23 protein-coding genes are annotated in these 22,984 nt (G+C 71.7%); 18 read left to right on the plus strand and 5 right to left on the minus strand.

What is annotated here, in order from left to right; translation table 11 throughout:
* The first annotated feature begins 101 nt into the window (after positions 1-101).
* The 11 genes from ASF75_RS04830 (at position 102) to ASF75_RS04880 (ending at position 12,210) form a co-directional block, all read left to right on the plus strand.
* Positions 102-1,061 (plus strand): MTAP family purine nucleoside phosphorylase, encoded by a 960-nt coding sequence (locus ASF75_RS04830; RefSeq protein WP_056069237.1) that lies wholly within the window; start codon positions 102-104, stop codon positions 1,059-1,061.
* Positions 1,058-2,128 carry an NAD-dependent epimerase/dehydratase family protein gene (locus ASF75_RS04835; RefSeq protein ID WP_056069240.1) on the plus strand — a complete coding sequence of 357 codons (1,071 nt, stop codon included), beginning with the start codon at positions 1,058-1,060 and terminating at the stop codon, positions 2,126-2,128. The genes ASF75_RS04830 and ASF75_RS04835 overlap by 4 nt, the downstream gene beginning before the upstream one ends.
* A gap of 384 nt (positions 2,129-2,512) precedes the next feature.
* Complete coding sequence (locus tag ASF75_RS04840) at positions 2,513-3,262, plus strand: glycosyltransferase family 2 protein (protein WP_056069243.1); 750 nt, start codon at positions 2,513-2,515, stop codon at positions 3,260-3,262.
* Complete coding sequence (locus ASF75_RS04845; RefSeq protein WP_082509456.1) at positions 3,259-3,924, plus strand: DUF2064 domain-containing protein; 666 nt, start codon at positions 3,259-3,261, stop codon at positions 3,922-3,924. The genes ASF75_RS04840 and ASF75_RS04845 overlap by 4 nt, the downstream gene beginning before the upstream one ends.
* Positions 3,921-4,583 carry a class I SAM-dependent methyltransferase gene (locus ASF75_RS04850; protein WP_017886177.1) on the plus strand — a complete coding sequence of 221 codons (663 nt, stop codon included), beginning with the start codon at positions 3,921-3,923 and terminating at the stop codon, positions 4,581-4,583. Before ASF75_RS04845 ends, ASF75_RS04850 begins: the two co-directional genes overlap by 4 nt.
* A gap of 101 nt (positions 4,584-4,684) precedes the next feature.
* Complete coding sequence (locus ASF75_RS04855; protein ID WP_056069246.1) at positions 4,685-5,671, plus strand: alpha/beta hydrolase; 987 nt, start codon at positions 4,685-4,687, stop codon at positions 5,669-5,671.
* Positions 5,668-6,849, plus strand: a complete 1,182-nt coding sequence (locus ASF75_RS04860; RefSeq protein ID WP_056069249.1) for a sensor histidine kinase — start codon at positions 5,668-5,670, stop codon at positions 6,847-6,849. The genes ASF75_RS04855 and ASF75_RS04860 overlap by 4 nt, the downstream gene beginning before the upstream one ends.
* Complete coding sequence (locus ASF75_RS04865) at positions 6,846-7,442, plus strand: response regulator transcription factor (protein ID WP_042537815.1); 597 nt, start codon at positions 6,846-6,848, stop codon at positions 7,440-7,442. The genes ASF75_RS04860 and ASF75_RS04865 overlap by 4 nt, the downstream gene beginning before the upstream one ends.
* A gap of 122 nt (positions 7,443-7,564) precedes the next feature.
* A complete protein-coding gene (locus ASF75_RS04870; protein ID WP_017886181.1) occupies positions 7,565-7,810 on the plus strand; it encodes a hypothetical protein in 246 nt (81 codons plus the stop codon).
* A 146-nt stretch (positions 7,811-7,956) separates the two neighbouring features.
* Positions 7,957-9,576 (plus strand): phosphoglucomutase (alpha-D-glucose-1,6-bisphosphate-dependent), encoded by a 1,620-nt coding sequence (gene pgm / locus ASF75_RS04875; protein ID WP_056069252.1) that lies wholly within the window; start codon positions 7,957-7,959, stop codon positions 9,574-9,576.
* Between the two features lie 222 nt (positions 9,577-9,798).
* The gene (locus ASF75_RS04880; RefSeq protein WP_056069254.1) at positions 9,799-12,210 is read left to right on the plus strand and encodes an MDR family MFS transporter; all 2,412 of its coding nucleotides are present in this window, start codon (positions 9,799-9,801) and stop codon (positions 12,208-12,210) included.
* 117 nt (positions 12,211-12,327) lie between these two features.
* On the opposite strand, the gene ASF75_RS04885 is transcribed toward ASF75_RS04880, so the two are convergent.
* Entirely contained in the window at positions 12,328-13,218 is an 891-nt protein-coding gene (locus ASF75_RS04885; RefSeq protein WP_140448358.1) for a DNA-methyltransferase, read from the minus strand.
* A gap of 93 nt (positions 13,219-13,311) precedes the next feature.
* Between ASF75_RS04885 and ASF75_RS04890 the strand changes: the two genes are divergently transcribed.
* Entirely contained in the window at positions 13,312-13,602 is a 291-nt protein-coding gene (locus ASF75_RS04890) for a GNAT family N-acetyltransferase (RefSeq protein WP_017886185.1), read from the plus strand.
* Between the two features lie 24 nt (positions 13,603-13,626).
* Here the strand turns inward: ASF75_RS04890 and ASF75_RS04895 are convergent, their stop codons facing one another.
* Positions 13,627-13,956, minus strand: a complete 330-nt coding sequence (locus ASF75_RS04895) for a hypothetical protein (protein WP_017886186.1) — start codon at positions 13,954-13,956, stop codon at positions 13,627-13,629.
* Between the two features lie 176 nt (positions 13,957-14,132).
* Here ASF75_RS04895 and ASF75_RS04900 point away from each other — a divergent pair, with 176 nt between their 5' ends.
* On the plus strand, positions 14,133-15,713 hold the full coding sequence (locus ASF75_RS04900; RefSeq protein WP_056069260.1) for an AAA family ATPase: 1,581 nt from the start codon (positions 14,133-14,135) through the stop codon (positions 15,711-15,713).
* 3 nt (positions 15,714-15,716) lie between these two features.
* Here the strand turns inward: ASF75_RS04900 and ASF75_RS04905 are convergent, their stop codons facing one another.
* The 3 genes from ASF75_RS04905 to ASF75_RS04915 all read right to left on the minus strand — a co-directional run bounded on the left by ASF75_RS04905 (position 15,717) and on the right by ASF75_RS04915 (position 18,290).
* Positions 15,717-16,766 (minus strand): biotin/lipoate A/B protein ligase family protein, encoded by a 1,050-nt coding sequence (locus ASF75_RS04905; protein ID WP_042537820.1) that lies wholly within the window; start codon positions 16,764-16,766, stop codon positions 15,717-15,719.
* Between the two features lie 131 nt (positions 16,767-16,897).
* Positions 16,898-17,356: a GNAT family N-acetyltransferase gene (locus tag ASF75_RS04910; RefSeq protein ID WP_056069263.1), complete on the minus strand. Its 459-nt coding sequence runs from the start codon at positions 17,354-17,356 to the stop codon at positions 16,898-16,900.
* A gap of 64 nt (positions 17,357-17,420) precedes the next feature.
* Positions 17,421-18,290 (minus strand): alpha/beta hydrolase, encoded by an 870-nt coding sequence (locus tag ASF75_RS04915; RefSeq protein ID WP_052481680.1) that lies wholly within the window; start codon positions 18,288-18,290, stop codon positions 17,421-17,423.
* A gap of 106 nt (positions 18,291-18,396) precedes the next feature.
* Here ASF75_RS04915 and ASF75_RS04920 point away from each other — a divergent pair, with 106 nt between their 5' ends.
* From ASF75_RS04920 to ASF75_RS04940, 5 genes are all read left to right on the plus strand, one after another.
* Positions 18,397-19,557: an inorganic phosphate transporter gene (locus tag ASF75_RS04920; RefSeq protein WP_056069266.1), complete on the plus strand. Its 1,161-nt coding sequence runs from the start codon at positions 18,397-18,399 to the stop codon at positions 19,555-19,557.
* A gap of 11 nt (positions 19,558-19,568) precedes the next feature.
* On the plus strand, positions 19,569-19,838 hold the full coding sequence (locus ASF75_RS04925; RefSeq protein WP_017886192.1) for a hypothetical protein: 270 nt from the start codon (positions 19,569-19,571) through the stop codon (positions 19,836-19,838).
* 141 nt (positions 19,839-19,979) lie between these two features.
* Positions 19,980-20,921 (plus strand): acetamidase/formamidase family protein, encoded by a 942-nt coding sequence (locus tag ASF75_RS04930; protein ID WP_056069270.1) that lies wholly within the window; start codon positions 19,980-19,982, stop codon positions 20,919-20,921.
* Between the two features lie 200 nt (positions 20,922-21,121).
* Positions 21,122-21,532, plus strand: coding sequence for a MarR family winged helix-turn-helix transcriptional regulator (locus ASF75_RS04935; protein ID WP_017886194.1), 411 nt, complete (start codon positions 21,122-21,124; stop codon positions 21,530-21,532).
* Positions 21,529-22,866, plus strand: a complete 1,338-nt coding sequence (locus ASF75_RS04940; RefSeq protein ID WP_235517525.1) for an MFS transporter — start codon at positions 21,529-21,531, stop codon at positions 22,864-22,866. The genes ASF75_RS04935 and ASF75_RS04940 overlap by 4 nt, the downstream gene beginning before the upstream one ends.
* Positions 22,867-22,984: the final 118 nt, after the last annotated feature.

Genomic DNA, 22,984 nt, shown 5'->3' on the forward strand with positions numbered 1-22,984 from the left:
CCTCCGAACAGGGGTAGGTGGCGCCGCTCCCGGTTCGCCCGGTGGCGCCGTCAGTAGCGTATCCAGCGCGCAGCCCGCGCCGACGACCAACCGGAGGACCTGTGGAGAACGACGAAGCCGTGACGATCGGTGTCATCGGAGGCTCCGGCCTCTACCAGCTGTTCGAGGAGGGCACCGCCGACGAGCTCGACGTCCCGACCCCGTTCGGCCCGACCTCGAGCCCGATCAGCATCGGCACGATGTCCGGACGACGGGTCGCGTTCCTGACCCGCCACGGCCGTGAGCACTCCGTCGCCCCGCACCGCATCAACCACCGTGCGAACGTCTGGGCGCTCCGCTCGCTCGGCGTCCGCGCGATCGTGTCCTCGAGCGCCGTCGGCGGCCTGCACCCCGACTACGCCCCGGGCACCTTCGTCGTGACCGACCAGCTCATCGACCGCACCTGGGGCCGCGCCGACACGTTCTTCGAGGACGACGTGCAGCACCTGTCCTTCGCGGACCCGTTCGACCCGACGCTCCGCCGTGCGGCGATCGACGCCGTCGCCGGACTCGACGTGCCGTTCCGCCCGACCGGCACGTGCGTCGTCATCCAGGGTCCCCGGTTCTCCACCCGCGCCGAGTCCGTCTGGCTCCGCCAGGCCGGCGGCCACACCATCAACATGACGATGACGCCCGAGGTGCCGCTCGCCGCGGAACTGGGCATCGCGACGGTGAACCTGTCGTTCGTGACCGACGCCGACGCCGGCCTGGCCCCGACCGAGGACGAAGCCGCAGCCGACGCGGCAGCTGCAGCCGACGCCGCAGCCGCAGCCAGCGGCCCCGGCGTCGACGACGCCGGCGCCGTCGTCACCCACGCCCTCGTCATGGAACGCCTCGCTCGCGCCAACGAGGTCATCGTCCGCGCCATCGGCCAGATCGTCGCCGCGATCCCCGACGACTTCACCCCGCGCGAACTCGTCCCCACCAGCGCGAGCGCCAGCATCATGCAGACCCAGCCCACGGGTGCGACACCCACGCAGGCCCAGCCCGCTGCCACCGCCACCACGGGCGCGACCGCATGAGCCGCCTCCTCGTCACCGGCGGCGCGGGCTTCATCGGCTCCGCGATCGTCCGTCGTGCCCTGGCCGACGGCCACGAGGTCCGCGTCCTCGACTCCCTGCGCGACGACGTGCACGGCGACCCCGCCGAGGTCATCCGCGCCCACCAGCAGCAGGGCATCGCGTTCGTGCACGGCGACGTCCGTGACCGGGTCGCCCTCGACGCCTCCCTCGACGGCATCGACGTCGTGTGCCACCAGGCCGCCAAGGTGGGCCTCGGCGTGGACTTCCAGGACGCCCCCGACTACGTCTCGTCGAACGACGCCGGCACCGCCCACGTCCTCGCCGGCATGGACCGGCACGACATCGGCCGGCTCGTCGTCGCCAGCTCGATGGTCGTCTACGGCGAGGGTGCGTACACCACCGCGTCCGGCGAACCCACCCGTCCGCCGGCCCGCCGCCGCGAGGACCTCGACGCCGGCCGCTTCGACCCGATCGGGCCCGACGCTCAGCCCCTGCTGCCCGGCCTGATCGACGAGTCCGCCGCGCTCGACCCCCGCAACGTGTACGCGCAGACGAAGGTCGCGCAGGAGCACCTCGCCTCGAGCTGGGCGCGTGCCACGGGCGGCCGCGCGATCGCGCTCCGGTACCACAACGTCTACGGACCGGGCATGCCAGCGAACACCCCCTACGCCGGTGTCGCGTCCCTGTTCCGCTCGGCACTTGCCCGAGGCGAGGCCCCCCGGGTCTTCGAGGACGGCGCCCAGCGACGCGACTTCGTGCACGTCGACGACGTCGCCGGCGCGAACGCCGCCTCGATCGCGGTGACCGCCGACCTGCCGTCGGACACCTTCCGCGCGTACAACGTCGGCTCGGGCACCGTGCACACCATCGGCGACATGGCCTCGGCGATCGCCGGACCCGACGGCCCGCAGCCGGTCGTCACCGGCGAGTACCGACTGGGCGACGTCCGCCACGTCACGGCGAGTTCGGCACGCATCGCCGCCGAGCTCGGCTGGCACGCCGAGGTGGACTTCGAAGCAGGCATGCGCGAGTTCGCGACGGCTCCGCTCCGCAGCGCCGTCCGCTAGCCGGAACACGCGAGCGGGTCGCGCGCCGCGAGCGGCGCCTGAGAGCGCGACCAGCCGTCGGACGGGAAGCCCGTGGCGGCCCCGCCCCGCGCCTCCCGTCCGCAGTCCCCACCACCACGGCCACGCAGGACGCCGTCGTGTCGGCAACACGCCCCCTGGCGCGCGAGACGCCGCCGCATTCGGCGGCGTCTCGACGACACGACGGCGTCTTCTGGCACCCGCACCCGCGACACGAACGCACCCTGTCCCCCGTACTGGGGACCCGGCCGGCACCGAACGCGCGGAACGACCAGGACCCGGCAGTTTCCTGTACCCCGCGGCGCATCGTCGTGTTGTGTCGAGGACATGCCAGGACAGACCCGTCGATCCGACCGACCGCACCGAATGACGGACATGACTGTCGACGTGATCCTGCCGTGCCTCGACGAGGCGGACGCCCTGCCGAAGGTCATCGCACGGCTCCCCACGGGCTACCGGGCCATCGTCGTCGACAACGGATCGACCGACGGATCGGCCGACGTCGCCCGCGCCCACGGCGCCCTCGTCGTGACCGAACCCGTCAAGGGCTTCGGCTCGGCGTGCGCCGCCGGGGTCGCCGCGGCGACCGCCGACTTCGTCGCGTTCTGCGACGCCGACGCCTCGATGGACCCCGCCGATCTCCCTCCCCTGGTCGACCGCGTGGCCAGCGGCCGCGTCGACCTGGCACTCGGCCGCCGCGTCCCGACGGGCCGCGGTGCGTGGGCTCCGCACGCACGCTTCGCGAACCGCGTCCTCGCCGTCCTCATGCACCGCGCGACCGGTTACCGCCTGCGCGACCTCGGCCCGATGCGCGTGATGCGCCGCGAGGACCTCGTCTCCCTCGACCTGCGCGACCGTCGCAGCGGCTACCCGCTCGAGATGGTCCTGGCCGCCCACGCGGCCGGCTGGCGCGTCGACGAGTCCGACATCGGGTACGCGCAGCGCATAGGCGACAGCAAGGTGACCGGCACGCTCCGCGGCACCGTCAACGCGGTGCGGGACATGTCCCGCCTGCTCCGTGCGTACCGCCGGGAGGCCCGTGTCCGGGTCGTCGCACCGGGACCGCTCCGGCAGGCGGCCGAGTCCGCCCCCATGGCCGAGGAGGCCCGCTCGTGACCGCCGCCGCCGCCCACGGCACCGACGCTGCGCGCGCCGACGTGACCGTCGCCGTCGTGGCGAAGGAGTGCCTGCCCGGCAAGGTGAAGACCCGGCTGACCCCGGCGCTCTCCCCCGAGGGCGCCGCACGTGTCGCGTCCGCGAGCCTCGGCGACACGCTGGCGACCGTCCGGGCCCTGCCCGCGGCGCGTCGTGTCCTGTTCTTCGACGGCGACGTCGTGCCGGCGTCGGCCGACGGCTTCGAGGTGCTGCACCAGCCCGGTGGCGGTCTGGACGAGCGCCTCGGGTTCCTCTTCGACGCCGTCGACGGCCCGCTGCTGCTCGTCGGCATGGACACCCCGCAGGTGTCCACCGCGGACCTCGCGCCCGTGTTCGACGATGCTGCCCGCGATGCCTGGTTCGGCCCGGCCGAGGACGGCGGCTTCTGGTCGCTGTACCTGCGACAGCCCACCGGCGACCTGCTGCGCGGCGTGCCGATGTCGCGCGACGACACTGGAGCCGTGCAGCTGGCACGACTGACCGACGCCGGCCTCGACGTGGGCGTGCTCGGCGAGCTGCTCGACGTCGACACCATGCCGGACGCCGAGCGGGTCGCCGACCTCGCACCCGACTCCGACTTCACCCGGGCACTCCGTGCCGAGACCGTGGGGAGCACCCGATGACCATGCACGCACCCGTCTCGTTCGGTGCCGGCGGCGGCGAACCGTACGCCCGTGCCCTGCGCACCGACGGCCACCTGCGCCTCACCGACGCCGACCGTCCCGATGCCGTGACCACGATGGACGTCGGCCGCTGGAGCGCCGCCGCCGACCGCGTCGACCGCTCGCTGCTCGACGACGTCGACGGCGGGGTCATCGACATCGGCTGCGGTCCGGGCCGGATGCTCGTCGCCGCACGGTCCCGGGGCATCCCAGCGCTCGGCGTGGACGTCTCCGCCGAGGCCGTCGCCATCGCGCAGCGCTCCGGCGGCACGGCCCTGCAGGGCTCCGTGTTCGATGCCGTACCCGACGAGGGCCACTGGGACACCGCGCTCGTGATCGACGGCAACATCGGCATCGGCGGCGACCCCACGGCCCTGCTCGCGCGTTGCCGTGCGATCGTGCGCACCGGCGGCCGGGTCATCGTCGAGACGAACCCCGAGGTCACGGCCGACCGTGTGTACACCGCCCGGGTGGTCGACGCCGACGGCAACGAGAGCGCCGGGTTCCCGTGGGCCGAGGTCGGGCTCGACGCCCTGCACCGGCACGCAGCCGAAGCCGGACTGGTCGCGCGGCAGAGCTGGACGGCCGAGGGCCGGAACTTCTGCGAGCTGCTCGCCTGAGCGGACCGTGTCACGTTCGACCGTGACATCCGTCACGGTCGATCGTGACACCGGGGCACATCCGCTCCGCGCCCCGCGCCGTTTGACTGATCGGACCCGCCGTGCTGACCCCGCGCGGCCCGATCGAGACGAGCTCCGTGCGGAAGTCCCTGCGCATCACCCTGATCACCCTCGGCGCACTGGTGGCGGTCCCGGTCCTCGCCCTGGCGACGACGACGGTCGTCAACGTCGTCGCGACCCACGTCGAGGCATCCGAGATCGACGACTACGGCGAGCGCGTGCCCGTCGACGGCAAGCAGATGAACGTCGTCGTCCGCGGCGCCGGCACCACGTCCGACACGGGGACGATCGTGCTCCTGCCGGGGCTCGGCACCGCCGCCCCCGGGCTCGACTTCGGGCCGCTCATCGACCAGCTCGCCCGCTCGCACCGGGTCGTCGCCGTCGAACCCTTCGGCACCGGGCTGAGCGACCAGACCGACGTCCCGCGGACCGCGGCGAACATCACCCGCGAGGTCCACGAGGCCCTGCAGCACCTGCACGTCGACCGGTACGTGCTGATGGGCCACTCGGTCGCGGGCATCTACGCCCTGCCCTACACGGAGCGGTACCGCGACGAGGTGACCGCCTTCGTCGGCATCGACAGCAGTGTGCCGCGGCAGTCGAGCTGGGACGAGCCGATCCCGACCGGCACGATCGTCGCCCTCGATCGGCTCGGCCTGCTGCGCGCACTCGGCGGAGCGTCGTCGGACACGTACGGCGACGCCTACGACGACGGGACGAAGCGCCAGATGCAGCTGCTCTCGGCGAAGAACGGTGCTGCCCCGACGATCATCGACGAGATGCGGCACGCGCCGGAGAACTTCCGGTCCGTCGAGGACTCGCGGTTCCCCACCGACCTGCCGGTGCTGTTGTTCGTGCGGACCAACGACGACGACGTGCCGAACTGGGTCCGGCTGCACGAACGTCAGGCCGCGAGCGTGGAACACGGCCGGGTCATCGGACTGGTCGGCGACCACTACCTGCACCACACGCTGTCGGAACGGATCGCCAGGGACACCGACGCGACCCTCGCTACCCTGGGCGCGTGACGCAACCCGGGCAGGAGCGGCCCCGCGCCGACGCCGACGTCCGGGTCGTCCGCTGGTCCTCGGTCGCGTCGCTGTGGCTCGTGGTGCTGGTGGGCGGCGGCGCGCAGGTCCTGATCGGCACCGACGGTTTGCCGACGGCGCGGACCCCCGTGCTCGTCGTGTTCACCGTCGCCGCGACGGTGGCGGCGCTCGCATCGATCCCGCTGCTGCTCCGTCCCGCCGGTGCGGCGTCGGCGCGCCACCCGGCCGTGCTCGCCCTGCTGGTGCTCGCGGTCGCCACGTGGGTGGTCTCGCTCGTCCCGTCGGCGACCGGCTCCGCGTGGTCGTTCACCCTGGCGATCGCGGGCGGCACGGTCGGCTGCCTGCTGCGGGGGTGGGCCCGGGTCACCGTGCTCGCCGGCACCGTCGTCCTGCTGGTCGGGGCAGCCGACGCCCGCGCCGAGCCCGCCGAACTCGTCCTGGTCGGGACACTCGCGCTCTTCGCCCTGATGCCGCTCAGCGTCGTCTGGATCCACCGTGTCGTGCTCCGGCTCGAAGCCGCACGTCGCACCGCCTCCGACCTCGCCGTCGCCGAGGAACGACTCCGCTTCGCCACTGACCTGCACGACATCCAGGGCCACCACCTGCAGGTCATCGCGCTGAAGAGCGAGCTCGCCGAACGGCTGCTCGACGCCGACCCCGAGCGTGCCCGGGGTGAGCTGTCCGACATCCGGACCGTGGCGCGGGAAGCGCTCGACGACACCCGGGCGCTCGTCGGCGGTTACCGCACCGTGACGGTGGCGGTCGAGGCCCGGAACGCCGCAGCTGTACTGCGGTCGGCGGGGGTCGACTGCCGCGTGCGGCTCGAGACCGCCGGCATGCCCGACGCGGTCGGCGCCCTGTTCGCCGTCGCGATCCGCGAGGCCGCGACGAACACCATCCGGCACAGCCACGCCAGCACCGCGTCGATCGAGCTGCTGCGCGACGGCGACGCCTGGGCACTCACGGTGGCGAACGACGCGCCGCGGTCGTCCGAACGGCCGGGCACGGGGACCGGGACCGGGACGGGGACGGGCATCGACGGGCTCCGGCAGCGCGTCACGCCACACGGTGGGACGGTCCACGTCGACCGGCGTGCGGACCGCTTCACCCTGGTGGTCCGCATCCCGGCCCCCGCACGAGCGGTGGTGTCCACGTGATCAGGATCGTGATCGCCGATGACGAGGAGCTCATCCGCGGCGCACTCGTCGCCCTGCTCGGCCTGGAACCCGACCTCGAGGTCGTCGCCGACGTCCCCGACGGTGCCGCAGCGGTGGCCGCAGCCCGGAGACACCTGCCGGACGTCGTCCTGCTCGACCTCGAGATGCCCGTCCTCGACGGCATCGAGGCCGCTCGTGCACTGTCGGACACGATGCCCACGGTGATCGTCACCCGCCACGCGCGGCCGGGAACCCTCCGACGTGCCCTGTCCGCCGGGGTCCGCGGCTTCGTCCCGAAGTCCACGCCGGCCGCCCGGCTGGCCGAGATCATCCGCGACGTGGCGGCGGGCGAGCGGTACATCGACGCCGGTCTCGCGGCGGCTGCGCTCAGCGAGGACGAGAGCCCGCTCACGCCGCGCGAGGCCGACGTCCTGCGCTGCACCCACGACGGACTCGCGACGAAGCAGATCGCCCGGGAGCTCTCGCTCGCGCACGGCACGGTCCGCAACCACCTGTCGTCGGCGATCGCGAAGCTGCACGTCGACAACCGCGTCGCAGCCGCAGCCGCGGCCTGGGACCGAGGGTGGATCTGACCGACCCGTGCTTCTTTTGCATCATGCAAGACAAGTGGGTAGAGTGGTGGTCATCCAGCCGACGGCGTCGCGGTCGCCGGCTCGGTGACCCGCGGACCTCGGCACGACGACGAGGAGCACCCATGCAGAACCGTCAGAACCCCCTGGGCGGCGCCTACGTGACCGGCCTCGAGTCCCGCGCCGAGCTCGGCGCCTTCACCGGCGACGCGACCCGCAGCCCCGTCGGCAGCTACACCGGCACCGGCACAGGCCGCGCACTCGGCCGCTTCGTCGACACGCAGTTCCGCCGTCCCGGCACCGCGACGTCCTCGTCGCGCACCGTGACCGGCTCGTTCCGCACGGCGACGGGTTCGTTCCGCACCGCCTGAGGCACCTGCCTCCACAGACTGCGAGCGGTCGTCCACCCCGGGGGTCCCCCCTCAACCCGGGTGGGGCGGCCGCTCGCTCGCGTCCTCGCCGGAGTCCCGCGCACTTCCCCCGAACGCGTCAGGGCCGCCGATGCCAGGATGGACGCATGAACGACCGCGCCGGCACCCCAGCGACCGCAGACGACCTCGTCGACCTGGACGAGCTCCTCGCCGCCTACCACGACCGAGTGCCCGACGTCTCGATCCCCGAGCAGAAGGTCGTGTTCGGCACGTCCGGACACCGCGGGTCGTCGCTCGACACCGCCTTCAACGACACCCACATCGCCGCCGTCACGCAGGCGATCGTCGAGTACCGCCGCGAGCAGGGCACCGACGGCCCGCTCTTCATCGGCCGCGACACACACGCGCTCTCCGCCCCCGCCGAGCAGACCGCTCTGCAGGTCCTGGCCGCCAACGGCGTCCGCGTGCTCGCCGACAGCGCGGACGGCTTCGTGCCGACGCCCGCGCTGAGCCACGCGATCATCCGCTACAACCGCGCCGGCAACCCGGACACGGCGGACGGCATCGTCATCACGCCGAGCCACAACCCGCCCCGCGACGGCGGCTTCAAGTACAACCCGCCGCACGGTGGCCCCGCGGACAGCGACGCCACGAGCTGGATCGCGAACCGGGCGAACGCGATCATCGAGGGCGGCAACGCCGAGGTGCAGCGCACCGAGGACGCCGAGCCCGAGCGCTACGACTTCCTCAACACGTACGTGGCCGACCTCGAGAACATCATCGACATCGCGGCGATCAAGCAGGCCGGCGTGAAGATCGGCGCCGACCCGCTCGGTGGCGCCTCGCTGCCGTACTGGAACGCCATCCGCGACCACTACGGCCTCGACCTGACCGTCGTGAACCCCGAGGTCGACCCCACGTGGGCGTTCATGACCCTCGACTGGGACGGCAAGATCCGGATGGACCCGTCGAGCCCCTCGGCGATGGCCTCAGTGCTCGCCCGCAAGGACGACTTCGACGTGCTCACCGGCAACGACGCCGACTCCGACCGGCACGGCATCGTCACGCCCGACGGCGGGCTGATGAACCCGAACCACTACCTCGCGGTCGCGATCGAGTACCTCTACGCGCACCGACCCGAGTGGCGCGACGACGCCGCGATCGGCAAGACGCTGGTGTCGTCGAGCATCATCGACCGCGTCGCCGAGTCCCTGGGCCGTCGCCTGTGGGAGGTCCCGGTCGGCTTCAAGTGGTTCGTCCCCGGCCTGATCGACGGCTCCGTGGCCTTCGGCGGCGAAGAGTCCGCAGGTGCGTCCTTCCTGCGCACCGACGGCACCGCGTGGACGACGGACAAGGACGGCATCATCCTGGCGCTCCTGGCGTCCGAGATCGTCGCCGTGACCGGCAGGACCCCGTCGCAGCTCTACGCCGAGCTGACCGAACGCTTCGGCGCCCCGGTCTACCAGCGCGTCGACGCCGCGGCCTCGAAGGAGCAGAAGGCCCGCCTCGGCAAGCTCGACGGCGACGCCATCACCGCGGACACCCTGGCCGGGGACCCGATCACCGCGAAGCTGTCGAAGGCCCCGGGCAACGACGCTGCCGTCGGCGGCGTGAAGGTCGTCACCGACAAGGCCTGGTTCGCCGCGCGGCCGTCGGGCACCGAGGACGTCTACAAGATCTACGCCGAGAGCTTCGTCGGGCAGGAGCACCTCGAGCAGGTGCAGCGCGAAGCCAAGGAGATCGTCGACGCGGCACTGGGCGCCTGACGCCCTCGTCGGTCGGGCTGCGGGACTCGGTTCCCGCAGCCCGACCGCCGGAACCGAACCGGGCCTCCAGGCCGTGCGCCGCAGGGGTGAACCGGGCGTACCGTGACTGCCGATCCACTCAGGAAGCGGTCTCGGTGTGACCGAGCACTTGCGGCAGTTGTAACTTTGCAGGCAGCGCAAAAATCGTTCTGCCAGCGCATCGGTACCCGGGAGACCCTGCTCATGACCCAGACGGCGACCGCACCCGCGGCCCCCACCACGGCGTCCAACGTCGTGATGACGCACCGACAGATCCTGTTGGTGATCTACGGCCTGATGGCCGGAATGTTCCTCGGCGCCCTCGACCAGACCATCGTCGGCACCGCGATCCGCACCATCGGTGACGACCTGCACGGCCTCGACCAGCAGGCCTGGGTCACCACCGGGTACCTCATCGCCTCGACGGTGACGACCCCGATCTACGGCAAGCTCTCCGACATCTTCGGTCGCCGGCCGCTCTTCATCACCGCGATCGGCATCTTCATCGTCGGCTCGTTCGCCGCGTCGTTCTCCGACTCGATGCTCATGCTCGCCGGGTTCCGCGCGCTGCAGGGCCTGGGTGCCGGTGGCCTGATGTCCCTGCCGCTGGCGATCATGGGCGACATGCTCGCCCCACGCGAGCGGGCGAAGTACCAGGGCTACTTCCTGGCGGTCTTCGGCATCTCGTCGGTCATCGGGCCGCTCGTCGGTGGTGTCTTCGCCGGCGCCGACCAGCTGCTGTTCATCGCCGGCTGGCGCTGGGTCTTCCTGATCAACGTGCCGATCGGCGTCATCGCGCTGTTCATGGTGCTGACGTTCCTGCACCTGCCGAAGTTCGGCAACCGCGGCAAGCCGCGCATCGACTGGTGGGGCGCGACGCTCGTCATCGTCACCCTCGTGCCGCTCCTGCTCATCGCCGAGCAGGGCCGCGAGTGGGGCTGGGACTCCCCCGCCGCGTTCGCCTGCTACGCCATCGGAGCCCTCGGCCTGATCGCGTTCATCATCGTCGAGCGGGCCATGGGCGACGACGCGATTCTGCCGATGAAGCTGTTCGGGTCACGGGTCTTCTCGATGTCCGCGATCCTGTCGGTGCTGGTCGGCTTCGGCATGTTCGGCGCGATGCTGACGATCCCGCTCTACCTGCAGATCGTGAAGGGCGTGACCCCGACCGAGTCCGGGTTCGCGATGCTGCCGATGGTGCTCGGACTGATGATCTCGTCGATCGCCTCCGGCCAGATCATCTCGAAGACCGGCAACTACCAGGTGTTCCCCGTCACCGGCACCGCGTTCACGGCCGTCGGCTTCACCGTCCTGACGTTCCTGACCGCCGACCGGCCGCTCTGGTTCCTGATGCTCGGCATGTTCCTGATCGGCCTCGGGCTCGGGCAGCTCATGCAGACGCTGACCCTCGCCGCGCAGAACTCGGTCTCCCCCCGGGACATCGGTGTCGCCACGAGCGCCGCGACGTTCTTCCGCCAGATCGGCGGCACCATGGGCACCGCCGTCCTGCTCTCCGTGCTGTTCACCCTGATGCCGACCAACATCAGCGCCGCCATGCAGAACGAGTCGGACCTGAAGAGCGCGCTCAACGCCGCGATGACCCCCTCGGTCGCGAACGCCTCGAAGAACCAGGGCGTGATGGACGAGATCTGGACGAAGATCGTCGACCCGGTGCAGCAGAACGTGCAGGACGGCCTCGACCAGGGCACCGCGCAGGCGAAGCAGGCAGCCGACGCCGCCGTGACGAAGCAGGTGACCGCAGCCGTGCAGCGGCAGGTCGCCGCGGGCACCGTCCCCGCAGCCGCCGCGGACACGATCATCGCCCAGCAGGTCGACGACGCGAAGCCCGCCGCCGAGCAGCAGGCGCTCGAGACCGCCGCCACGAAGGCGAACGCCTCGGTCGTCGACGGGAAGCTGCAGATCGACTACTCCGACCGGGCGCAGCGGGAGAACGTCGTCGACCAGGTCGCGCCGACGCTCGTCAAGCAGCTCAAGAGCGGCGACTCGGCCGCGAACTCCTCCACCGACTCGGCGACGAGCGACACGTCGTTCCTGAACGGGGCCGACCCCCGTCTCAGCCGTCCGTTCCTGGTCGGGTTCAGCGACTCGGCCGTCCGCGTGTACTACGTCGGACTCGCGGTGATCCTGCTCGCGTTCGTGCTGACGTGGTTCTTCCGGGTGCCGCCGCTCCGCAAGACCTCGGCGTTGCAGGAGCAGGCCGACGCGGCACGGACCGCCGACGCCGCGGCTGCTGCTCCGGGCGCCGGGCCGGAGCCGACGGTGCCGGGTGCGTCCTCGCGCGACGTGCCGACCTCACCGGACGTGACACCGCAGCCCCGGTCCGCTCGGGCGCCCGGAGCAGCCGGAGCACCCGACGGTGCGGACGACACCCGCGCGCCGCTGCCGAACGCCACGACGCACGGTGCGCACTCAGCGGCTGCGCCGGTGGACGAGCCCCCGACGACGACCGGTGCCATCCGGACCCGGGCTGCGCACGCGGCGACGGCCGTGGAGCCGGACGCCCCCGGGGCCGCAGCCGATGCGGCGGAAGCGAGCCGGGCCTCCCGGCCGGACACTGACGACGTGCACGCACACGGGCGGCACTCGGCCGAGTAGTCGGCGCGGGCACCCGCCCGCTGATGCCGCACGACGAGGTCGCTGTCGCACGACAGCGACCTCGTCGCATCTGCGCGGGTGCACCCGTCGCGGCCGCGCGAGAGCGACTCCATCGCTTCAGACCGCCGGCGCCGCGTCCCCCGCCGCCGACCCCGCCCCGGCCGCCACCTCGAACGAGGCCCCCGGCAACCGCTTCCGCATCACGTCGATCGCCGACGGGTTGTCGTCCACCAGCACGTACCGCCGCCCGAGCGCCTGTGCCACCGCACCCGTGGTCCCGCTGCCTGCGAAGAAGTCGAGGACCCAGTCGCCCTCGCGTGAGGACGCCTGCACGATCCGCCGCAGCACCCCCTCGGGCTTCTGCGTCGGGTAGCCGGTCTTCTCACGGCCCGTCGGCGAGACGATCGTGTGCCACCAGACGTCGGTGGGGAGCTTGCCGCGCTCGCGCTTCTCAGGGGTGACGAGCCCCGGTGCCATGTACGGCTCGCGGTCGACGGCCTCGGAGTCGAACCAGTACCGTGCCGGGTCCTTCACGTAGACCAGGATCGTGTCGTGCTTCGTGGGCCACCGGGTCTTGGACTTGGCGCCGAAGTCGTAGGCCCAGACGATCTCGTTCAGGAACGATTCGCGGCCGAAGAGCGCGTCGAGCAGCACCTTGGCGTAATGCGACTCGCGGTAGTCGAGGTGCAGGTACAGCGTGCCGTCGGCGGCGAGCAGGCGCCAGGCCTCGATGAGGCGGGGTTCGAGGAACGACCAGTAGTCCTCGAACCGGTCGTCGAAGCGCATCAGGTCGCCGCGCACCCGCTCGTAGGTCCGGCCGTGGAACCCCATCACGGGGCCGTCGGCCTTCGGCACCGCGGACGTCGCGTGCCGGCGCTGGTACCGGCCGGTGTTGAACGGCGGGTCGAGGTACACCAGCGTGAAGGAGCCGTCCGGGTACGCGGGGACCACATCGAGGGCGTCGCCGAGGACGACGCGGTCCGGGCCTCGGTCGTCTCCCCTGCGCACGGACCCATTGTCGCGCACCGAGCAGGCACGCGGCGCGCGGCGCAGGCCTCCAGCACAGAGCGCACGCCCAGGCCGCGGCGTACGGTCGACTGCATGGCAGCAGCACCCGAGGTCCGCAACGACACCGACAAGCAGCAGTACTCCCTGGTCGAGGACGGCGAGGTCATCGGCTTCGCGGCGTACGAGATCGACGGGGACGAGATCCGCTTCGTGCACACCGAGGTCGATCCCGAGCACCGCGGCGGCGGGCACGCGTCGATCCTGGTGCAGCACGCGCTCGACGACGTGCGTTCCGGGTCGTCGCGACGTGTCGTCGCGCAGTGCAGCTACGTGCACGCGTGGATCGAGCGGCACCCGGACTACCAGGAGCTCACGACCCGCTGAGCGAGCAGCACGACGCGCAGAAGCTCAGTACGACCGGTCGTGCGTCCCCGCGCGTGCCTCGTGTCGCCCGGCGCTCCGCACCGTCGGCACCCGGATGAGCACGTTGCCGCTGAGCAGGTCGTGGTCATCGTCCGCCGGTGACGGTGCCTGTTTCGGCAGGCGCGCCTGCCGTTCGTACTCGGCTTGCGTCTCGTGCCGGGTCGGTGCGAACACCTCGTCCAGCATCCCGACCATGCCTCCGGATCCGCCGCTCCGCTGAGATTTGTTCGACAGGTCGATCCACCCCAAGCGATCGGCGATCCACACCACGACGGCCACAGCGGCCACCGCCCCCATGAAGATCAACCAGTTCACGGCAGCGACGCTACGTGGGCCGGGCGACGAGCGGATCAGCCGCGCGGGGGATTCCCATCATCCACACGTCTGGTTCATGAGATCGAGGCGCACACTCGAGGCAGCGGCGGCCGGGACGTCCCCCCTCAGCTCCGGCCGCCGCGTCACCGGACACATCGGCGTGCCATGATGACGCCGTGCTCGACGACGCAGACCGGGACCTCATGCGGGCGTTCGCCCGTTACATCGACCACGCGAACGAACTCGCGGGGACTGAGCAACGTGCGGTCCTGACGCCGATCGGCGAACGGGTCCGCGACCACCTGGGTGTCGATCCGCAGTCGATCCCGGTGGTCACCGAGGAACTCCCCGACCACCGCCTGGTCGACGCGGACATCGCGCTCGAAGCCCTCACCGGCGCGCGCCCGGATGCGCTGATCGGCATCGCGGGCGACGACTCCCGGTTCCACAGCTCCGTCAGCGAGTTCCTCGCGAACCAGCACATGCAGTGGGCACCGGGGCCGGTCAGCTACACCGACCGCGCCACCGGCCCGGACACCACGCGCCGAGTGGTGTCCCTGGGCCTCCGCATGCTCGTCTTCGACGGATCACCCGTGGCGGTCGTCCAGCGTGCGGCCAACCCGGAGTACGGCCGGGCACGTGCGACCCTCGAGGTCATCGCGGCCGACCAGGACGCCGCCGCGGCGTTCCTGCGGCGCCTCCGCGCACTCATGATCGAGCGCAGTGTCCTCCGCGGCCAGGTCCTGTCGTTCGTGCGTTCCGAGTACGGCGCCGACGCCGGCGCGACGTTCCTGCGGCGCCCCGACATCGCCGCCGACGACGTCGTGCTGGCCGACGGCGTCCTGGACGAGGTGGTCGACCACGTCGTCGGGATCGGCGACCAGCGCGAGGCGCTCCTCGCTGCCGGGCAGCACCTCAAGCGTGGTGTCCTGCTGTACGGCCCGCCCGGTACCGGCAAGACCCTGACGATCCGACACCTGCTCACCCGGACCGAGGGCGTGACGGCGGTCCTGCTCACCGGTTCGAGCATCGCGGCGATCGGGGCGGCGGCGGAGATCGCGCGGACCTTCCAACCGTCGATCGTCGTGCTCGAGGACATCGACCTGGTCGCGATGGAACGGCACGCGTCGCCGCAACCGCTCTTGTTCGAGGTGCTCGACGCGCTCGACGGCCTGGACGGGGATGCCGACGTCGCCTTCGTCATGACCACCAACCGCGTGTCCGTCCTCGAACGTGCCCTGGCCGACCGGCCCGGACGTGTCGACCTCGCCGTGGAGATCCCCCTGCCGGGTCTGCCCGAGCGACGGCGGCTGTTCCGTCGGTACGCCGGCGCGCTGCCGTTCTCGGACGAGGCCCTGGCCGGTGCCGCCGAGCGCGCCGAGGGGACGACCGGCTCGTTCGCGAAGGAGCTCATGCGTCGGAGCGTCCTCGGCGCGGCCCTGCGCGGAGCCGAACCGGAGGACGGCGACCTGGTCGCAGCGCTCGACTCGCTCCTGACCGAACGGTCGGCACTCACCCGGAAGCTGCTCGGCGTCCGAGGCGAAGCGGACGACCACGACGCGGACGACGACGAGGCGGATGACGAAGCGGATGACGACGAGGCTGGCGATGCGGACGAGGACGACGACGCAGGCTCCGCCGGCGCCGGCCGATGGGTGGCCTACGCCCCGCTCGCCCGCCACAGCTTCCGCCCGGGACCGGTCGACGGCCGAGTCGACCTCACACTGCGGTCCGACGACGAGGACGACGAGCGCTGAGGCTCACGGCACCCGCTCGAGCCACTCCTTCGTCGCGAACTTCGTCCGCACCAGTTCCTGCGCCCGCTCGCGCTCGGCCTCGGTCACGTGTCCCTCGGTCGCCCCGTACAGCCGGGTGAAGGTGCCGATCAACCGTTCGATGATCTCGGCGCGGGACAGCCCGGTCTGTGACCGCAGCGGGTCGACGCGCTTGGCGGCACTGGTGGTGCCCTTGTCGCTCATCTTCTCGCGCCCGATCCGCAGCACCTGCACCATCTTCTCGCCGTCCATGTCGTAGCTCATGGTGGCGTGGTGCAGCAACGACCCGGTGCCGAGACGCTTCTGAGCGGCCCCGCCGATCTTGCCCTTGGTCGAGGTGATGTCGTTGAGGGGCTGGTAGTACGCCTCGATGCCGAGCGACTTGAGCGCCTCGATCACCCATTCGTCGAGGAACGCGTACGAGTCGGCGAAGGTCATGCCCTGCACCAGGTCGGACGGCACGTAGAGCGAGTACGAGATGACCGCACCGGCGTCCATGAACATCGCGCCGCCGCCGGAGATGCGTCGGACCACCTGCACGCCGTACTTCTCGGCGCCGGCCGGGTCGACCTCGTTCTTCAGCGACTGGAACGACCCGATCACGACGGCCGGCTGGTCCCACTCCCAGATGCGCAGGGTCGGGCCACGGCGTCCGGCGCCGACCTCTTCCGTGAGCACCTGGTCGAGCGCGAGGTGCTCGTTCGGGCTGATCGGCCCCTCGTGCACGATCTGCCAGTCGTGGTCGCGCCAGGTCGAGGCCCGCGAGAGCGCACGGCGCACCGCGACACCGACGGACTCGGGCGTGAAGCCGAGCAGCACGGCGTCGGTCGGCAGTGCGGCCCGCACGGCTGCGGCGATGCCCGCGGCGTCGGTGGTGACGGGGAGCCCGTTCACGGCCGCGTCGATGAGCGGCAGCGCGTCGTCGGGTTCCAGGAAGAAGTCACCCGCCAGGCGGAACTGCTGGATCGTGCCGTCGACGGCCTCGAGGTCGACGACGACCAGCTTGCCTCCGGGGACCTTGTACTCACCGTGCATGCCGCAACCCTATTCCGGACGGCCGACGGCCCGGCAGTGAGCCGACCCGGTGACGGCCTGGAGGCGCGTGGCGGCGCCGCCACGGGCCTCCAGTCCGTCGCCGGTCGCGTCGCAGGACCCGGCGAGCGCCGTCAGCGCAGCAGCTTCTCGAGGTACTCCGACGATTCGCGTTCGGACACCTCGCGATCGTCATCATCAACGTAGGTGTACTCGTACTCCTCGACCTCTCCGGTCGCGACGTACCCCAAGCGCTCGTAGAGCCGGCGGGCAGAGGGGTTGTCGACGGCGACTCCGATGCGGAGTACTCCTCGGTCCTCCGCTGCGGCCTCGCTTGCCGCGATGATCGCTGTCCCGACACCCTGACCCCGGTACCGAGCATCGACTCGCAGGTTGCGGAGCTCGGGTCGGGGTCCCGCTGTCACCTCGCCAGAGCCGACCGGAACCCCGTCGACCCAGGCGACGAGCACCGACAGCGCGCCCCGCACCTGTTCGGTGTAAGCGCTCCGGACGTAGTTCCGGGTCGGCGGTTCGCGGGCTTCGATCGAAGCGAGCGACGCCTCGTCAAGGCGTCTGACAACGACTTCGCTCATGAGACCTTCTCTTCTGGACTCGATGCCCCTGCCTGCTCGACGTCAGGCGCATTCCTCGGCTGCGTCAGCGCGCGGTCACCCGGTCGAGCCATGCGACCAGGTCGCCGATGACCTCGGCGCGGTTCGTCTCGTTGTACACCTCGTGGCGCGCGCCCTCGTACACCTGCACGGTCACGTCGGACAGTCGGCCGCGTCGGCGGTACGCCTGCGCCAGACGCTCGATCGAGCGCGGACCCCCGAGGGTGTCGTCGGAGCCGACCTGCAACAGCATCGGGAGGTCGTGCGGGATCCCCCGCCGCGGCACGCCGAGCAGCCGGAGGGTGTCGGCGAGCCCGAACAGCCCGATGACGTCGGCCTCGACCGCCAGGGGGTCGACCGCCATCGCGTCGATGATCTTCCGGTCGCGGGTGAGCCACTCGTACTTGGTGGGCCCGGACCCCGCGTGCCGGGCGTTGAGGTCGCCGCTGTTCATCCAGCCGGGCAGCCGGTAGGCGCTCGCGGACAGGACGACGCCGTCGTAGCGGTCCGACGAGGTGTTCACGATCCGCTGTGCCATGAGCGACCCCCACGAGTGCCCGAGCAGCACGAGCGGCAGCCCGGGTTCGTCGGCCCGCGCGACCGCGCTCATCTGCTCCACTGCGGCGATCGCCGCGCGCAGCCCGCCGGGGCCGAGCCTGCCGAGCTTGGCGTGGTCGCCGTCCCACTGGGCAAGGCCCGTGCGACCGTGCCCGCGGTGGTCGTTCGCGTGCACGGTGTAGCCGGCGCGCACCAGGTCCTGCGCGAGCGGCTCGTAGCGGAGCCCGTGCTCGCCGACGCCGTGGGCGATCTGCACGATCCCCTTCGGCCGCGCCGCACGCCAGGTCGAGTAGACGATCTCGACGCCGTGCGCGTCGGTGAACGAGGCGTCGCCGCGAGCGGCGGAGAAGGTGGGCACACTCGCATCCTTTCAGACACTGCCATCCTCGCAGACGCGCTCCATCCCGGACCTGTTCACCCGGCGTTCACGCAGGGGGTTCGAGGTGTGGCCTAGCGTCCTGCGCATGGACGTCATCGTCATCGTCACGCTCGTGATCGTCGTGGCCCTCGTGTTCGACTTCACGAACGGGTTCCACGACACCGCGAACGCCATGGCCACCTCGGTCGCCACGGGCGCGCTCAAGCCCCGGACGGCGGTGATCATCTCCGCCGTGCTCAACGTGGTCGGCGCGTTCCTGTCCACCGAGGTCGCCAAGACCGTCTCGCAGGGGATCATCCGCGAGGGGCAGGACGGCATCCACATCTCCCCCACGATGATCTTCGCGGGGCTGGTCGGCGCGGTGCTCTGGAACCTGGCGACCTGGTACGTCGGGCTGCCGTCGTCCTCCACGCACGCGCTGTTCGGCGGCCTCATCGGTGCATCGATCATCGGCGCCGGGCTCAACTCGATCAGCTGGGCGACGGTGGTGTCGAAGGTCGTGCTGCCAGCGCTCCTCTCGCCGCTCATCGCCGCGGTGATCGCCCTGGTCGCGACCTACCTGGCCTACGTGCTCACGAAGAACGCGACGACCCACGGTGCGGCGACCGGCTTCCGGCACGGGCAGACGATCTCGGCGTCGCTGGTGTCGCTCGCGCACGGCACGAACGACGCGCAGAAGACGATGGGCGTCATCACGCTGACGCTCATCGCCGCGAACTACCAGGCCGCGGGCACCGGTCCGGCGCTCTGGGTGATCCTGGCCTGCGGACTCGCGATCGGTCTCGGAACCTACATGGGCGGCTGGCGCATCATGCAGACCGTCGGCAAGAAGATCTCCGACGTGCAGTCGCCGCAGGGCTTCGCCGCCGAGACGAGTTCCGCCGCGACGATCCTCATCTCCTCGCACCTGGGCTTCGCGCTCTCGACGACCCACGTGACGAGCGGCGCGGTCGTCGGGTCGGGTCTCGGCAAGAAGCTCGCCGACGTGCACTGGTCGGTCGTCGGACGCATCGTCGCGGCCTGGGTCATCACGCTGCCCGCCGCCGCGGTGGTCGGAGCCCTCGCGACCTGGCTCGCGTCGACCTCGGCGTTCGGGCTGGTGCTCGTCGCGGTCCTCGCCCTGGCTGCTGGGCTCACCTTCTACGTGCTGGCGAAGCGCAAGCCGGTCTCGCACGAGGACATCACCGCCGACGCAGCCGGGCCGACCGAGCAGCCCGAGCCGCAGCCCACCGGCGCAGCGAACTGAGGGGAACGACGATGGACATCGACTTCACCGCGATCGGCACGGTCGCCGGCGTCGGCTTCGTGGCCGCCGTGGGCCTGGTGCTCGTGTACACGCTCGGCCTGCGGCTGCTCGGCACCGGGCAGCCGGACGACGCCGGCGGCGAGCGCACGCAGTACTCCGACGAGAGCCCCCGCTCCGGGCACACCCCGCCGGCGGCACTGGCCGGTGCCGTGCTGTGCTTCGCGCTGTGCATCGCCGCCGTGCTGGCGGGCATCTGGCTCACGATCCCCCAGTTCCACTGAGGACGTTCCTTCCCAGAACACCCGCGATGACCGGTGGAACCGGGCGTACCTGGTCAGAACCCCCGACCAGGTACGCCCGATCCGACCAGGGACGCCCGGAACGCCCCGCCCCGCGCCAGCACCACCTGGGATGATCGAGCGGTGACCAGCCACCGCCTCGACGCCACGGTCGACTCCGCCGTCGACGTCTTCACCGCCGAACGCCAGCCGGTCCTGACCGTGGAACCGGGCGACACGGTGACCGTCCGTACCCTCAGCGCCGCGGGCTACACGGAACGCCAGCCGGGCCCGGGCCTCGACGCCCCGACCCTGATCGACCCGCGCCGGGGGCACTGCCTGGTCGGGCCGATCGCCGTCGCAGGAGCACGTCCGGGGATGGTCCTGGCCGTGCGCTTCGACGAGCTGGTCCCCGACGACTGGGGGTACACGGCCTCGGGCGGGGTCGACTCCCCCGTCAACCGCGCGCTCGGCCTGACCGACCCGGCGTCGCGCGGCCCGCTGCTCTGGGACATCGATGCCGCCGCTGGCATCGCCGTGAACCAGCTCGGCCTCGGGGTCCGGACGGCACCGTTCCTCGGCGTCGTCGGGGTCCCGCCCGAGGCCACCGGCGAGCACTCGACGATCCCGCCCCGCACGGTCGGCGGCGGCAACGTCGACTGCCGTGAGCTGATCGCCGGCTCGACCCTGTATCTGCCCGTCACGGTACCGGACGCCCTGCTCCAGGTCGGCGACGGGCACGCGGCCCAGGGCGACGGCGAGGTCTCCGGCACGGCGGTCGAGTGCGGCATGACGACGACGATGACCCTGACGCTCCTCGATGTCGCCCCGGTCGAGGGCGTGCACGCCGACACCCCCGCCGGTCGCATCACCTTCGGCTTCGACGCCGACCTGAACGTCGCCACCGCCACGGCGCTCGACCACATGGTCGACTGGATCGCCGGGCTGCACGGGATCGGCCGCGCCCAGGCGCTCGCGATGGCGAGCGTCGCGGTGAGCATGCGCATCACGCAGGTCGCGAACCGCACCTGGGGCGTGCACGCGCTGCTCCCGCACGACGCGATCCTGACGGACGCACAGCACTGAAGGCCGGGAGGCCCGCCCAGCGCGAGCCGACCGGCCCACGCTGGGTGGGCCTCCCGTCCGACGTTCCTTCCCATCGCACCCGCGCTGGGAAGTGGGAACGGGCGTCCCTGGTCGGGAGAACCGACCAGGGACGCCCGTTTCGACCAGGTACGCCCGAGAACCAGTTCGTTCGCTGAACTAATGAGCTAGGCTAACGACCGATGACCGACGCCACCGACCTCCGCATCGCGGTGAACCGGCTGTCCCGCACCCTCCGTGCCCAGAAGGCCGACTCGAGCGTCACCGACGCGCAGTTCTCCGCCCTCGCCCGCCTGCACCGCGACGGCGCCATGACCCTGGCCGACCTGAGCCGGCAGGACGGCGTGACCCCACCGTCGATGACCAAGACCATCGCGGTGCTGGTCGACCGGGGGCTGGTGTCGAAGGACGGGCACGGCGACGACCGCCGCAAGGTGCTGCTCGGTGCGACGCCCGCCGGAGCCGCCTTCGTCGAGGAGACCCGACGTCGTCGCGACGGCTGGCTCACCCCGCGACTCGCAGCACTCACCGCCGACGAGCGGACCACCCTCGCCGACGCCACCGAGATCATGAGGAGGCTGGCCCAGCAGTGACCGCCATGTTCCGCTCCCTCGCCGGACGCAACTACCGCATCTGGTTCGCCGGGGCCCTGGTGTCGAACGTCGGCACCTGGATGCAACGCACCGCCCAGGACTGGATCGTGCTGACCCAGCTCTCCGACAACAACGCCGTCGCGGTGGGCATCACGATGGCCCTGCAGTTCGGCCCGCAGCTGCTGCTCCTGCCCCTCACCGGCCTCGCCGCCGACAGGTTCGACCGCCGGAAGATGCTCATGCTCACCCAGGGCCTGATGGGGCTGCTCGGGCTGGGGCTCGGCGTCATGGTCCTCACGCACACCGCCACCCTGCTGGCGCTGTACGGCTTCGCACTGGCGCTCGGCATCGTCGCCGCGTTCGACGGCCCGATCCGGCAGGCCTTCGTCTCCGACGTCGTGCAGGGCGAGGACGTCTCGAACGCCGTCGCCCTGAACTCGGCGTCGTTCAACGCCGCACGCCTGATCGGCCCCGCGGTCGCCGGTGTGCTCATCGCGGCGATCGGCTCCGGCTGGGTGTTCGTCATCAACGCCGGGTCGTTCCTGGCCGTCCTCGTCGCACTCCGCTTCGTCGATCCCGCACAGCTCGCCGAACGGGTCCGAGCCGGCCGTGGGAAGGGACAGATCGTCGCCGGCTTCCGGTACGTCCGCACCCGGCCGGACATCGTCGTGGTGCTCTGCATGATCTTCGTCGTCGGCACGTTCGGCGTGAACTTCCCGATCTTCACCTCGACCATGGCGCGGGTCGAGTTCCACCAGGGCGCCGGCGAGTTCGGGCTGCTCAACTCGGTGATGGCGGTCGGCTCGGTGCTCGGCGCGCTGCTGTCCGCCCGCCGGGACAAGCCGCGGATGCGCACCCTCGTGCTCGCCGCCGGCGGGTTCGGGCTCGCGTGCACCGCCGCCGCCCTCGCACCGACGTACTGGACCTTCGCGATCGTGCTGATGTTCGTCGGGCTCGCGTCGCTGACCTTCATGACGACCGCGAACGCCCTGGTGCAGACCACGACGAAGCCCGCGATGCGCGGCCGCGTGATGGCCCTGTACATGGCGATCTTCGCGGGCGGCACCCCCATCGGCGCCCCGCTCGTCGGTGCCGTCGCCGACGCCTTCGGGCCCCGCTGGGCGATCGTGGTGGGCGCGGCATCGGGCTTCGTGGCGCTCGCGATCGCACTCGTGTGGCTCGTCCGGTACCAGCGGGTCCGGTTGCGCTACGACGCCGACTCGCGGCTGCACCTGGCGATCACGCACGCCGTGCCGGTGGTCGGCTCGCGTGCCGCGCTCCGCCGCGAGCTGGAACGCGACGAGACGCTCGCCGACCGCTCCAGCGCCGTCTGACGGACCGGCTGACGACCTGCGCGTCGGCCAGCGGTCCGCGACGCCACCGACCGTCGGACGGGAGGCCCGTGCCGGCGCCGCCACGGGCCTCCCGTCCGACGCGTCCCACGTCCACGGC

This window comes from Curtobacterium sp. Leaf154 (assembly GCF_001424595.1).
Taxonomy (GTDB): Bacteria; Actinomycetota; Actinomycetes; order Actinomycetales; family Microbacteriaceae; genus Curtobacterium; species Curtobacterium poinsettiae.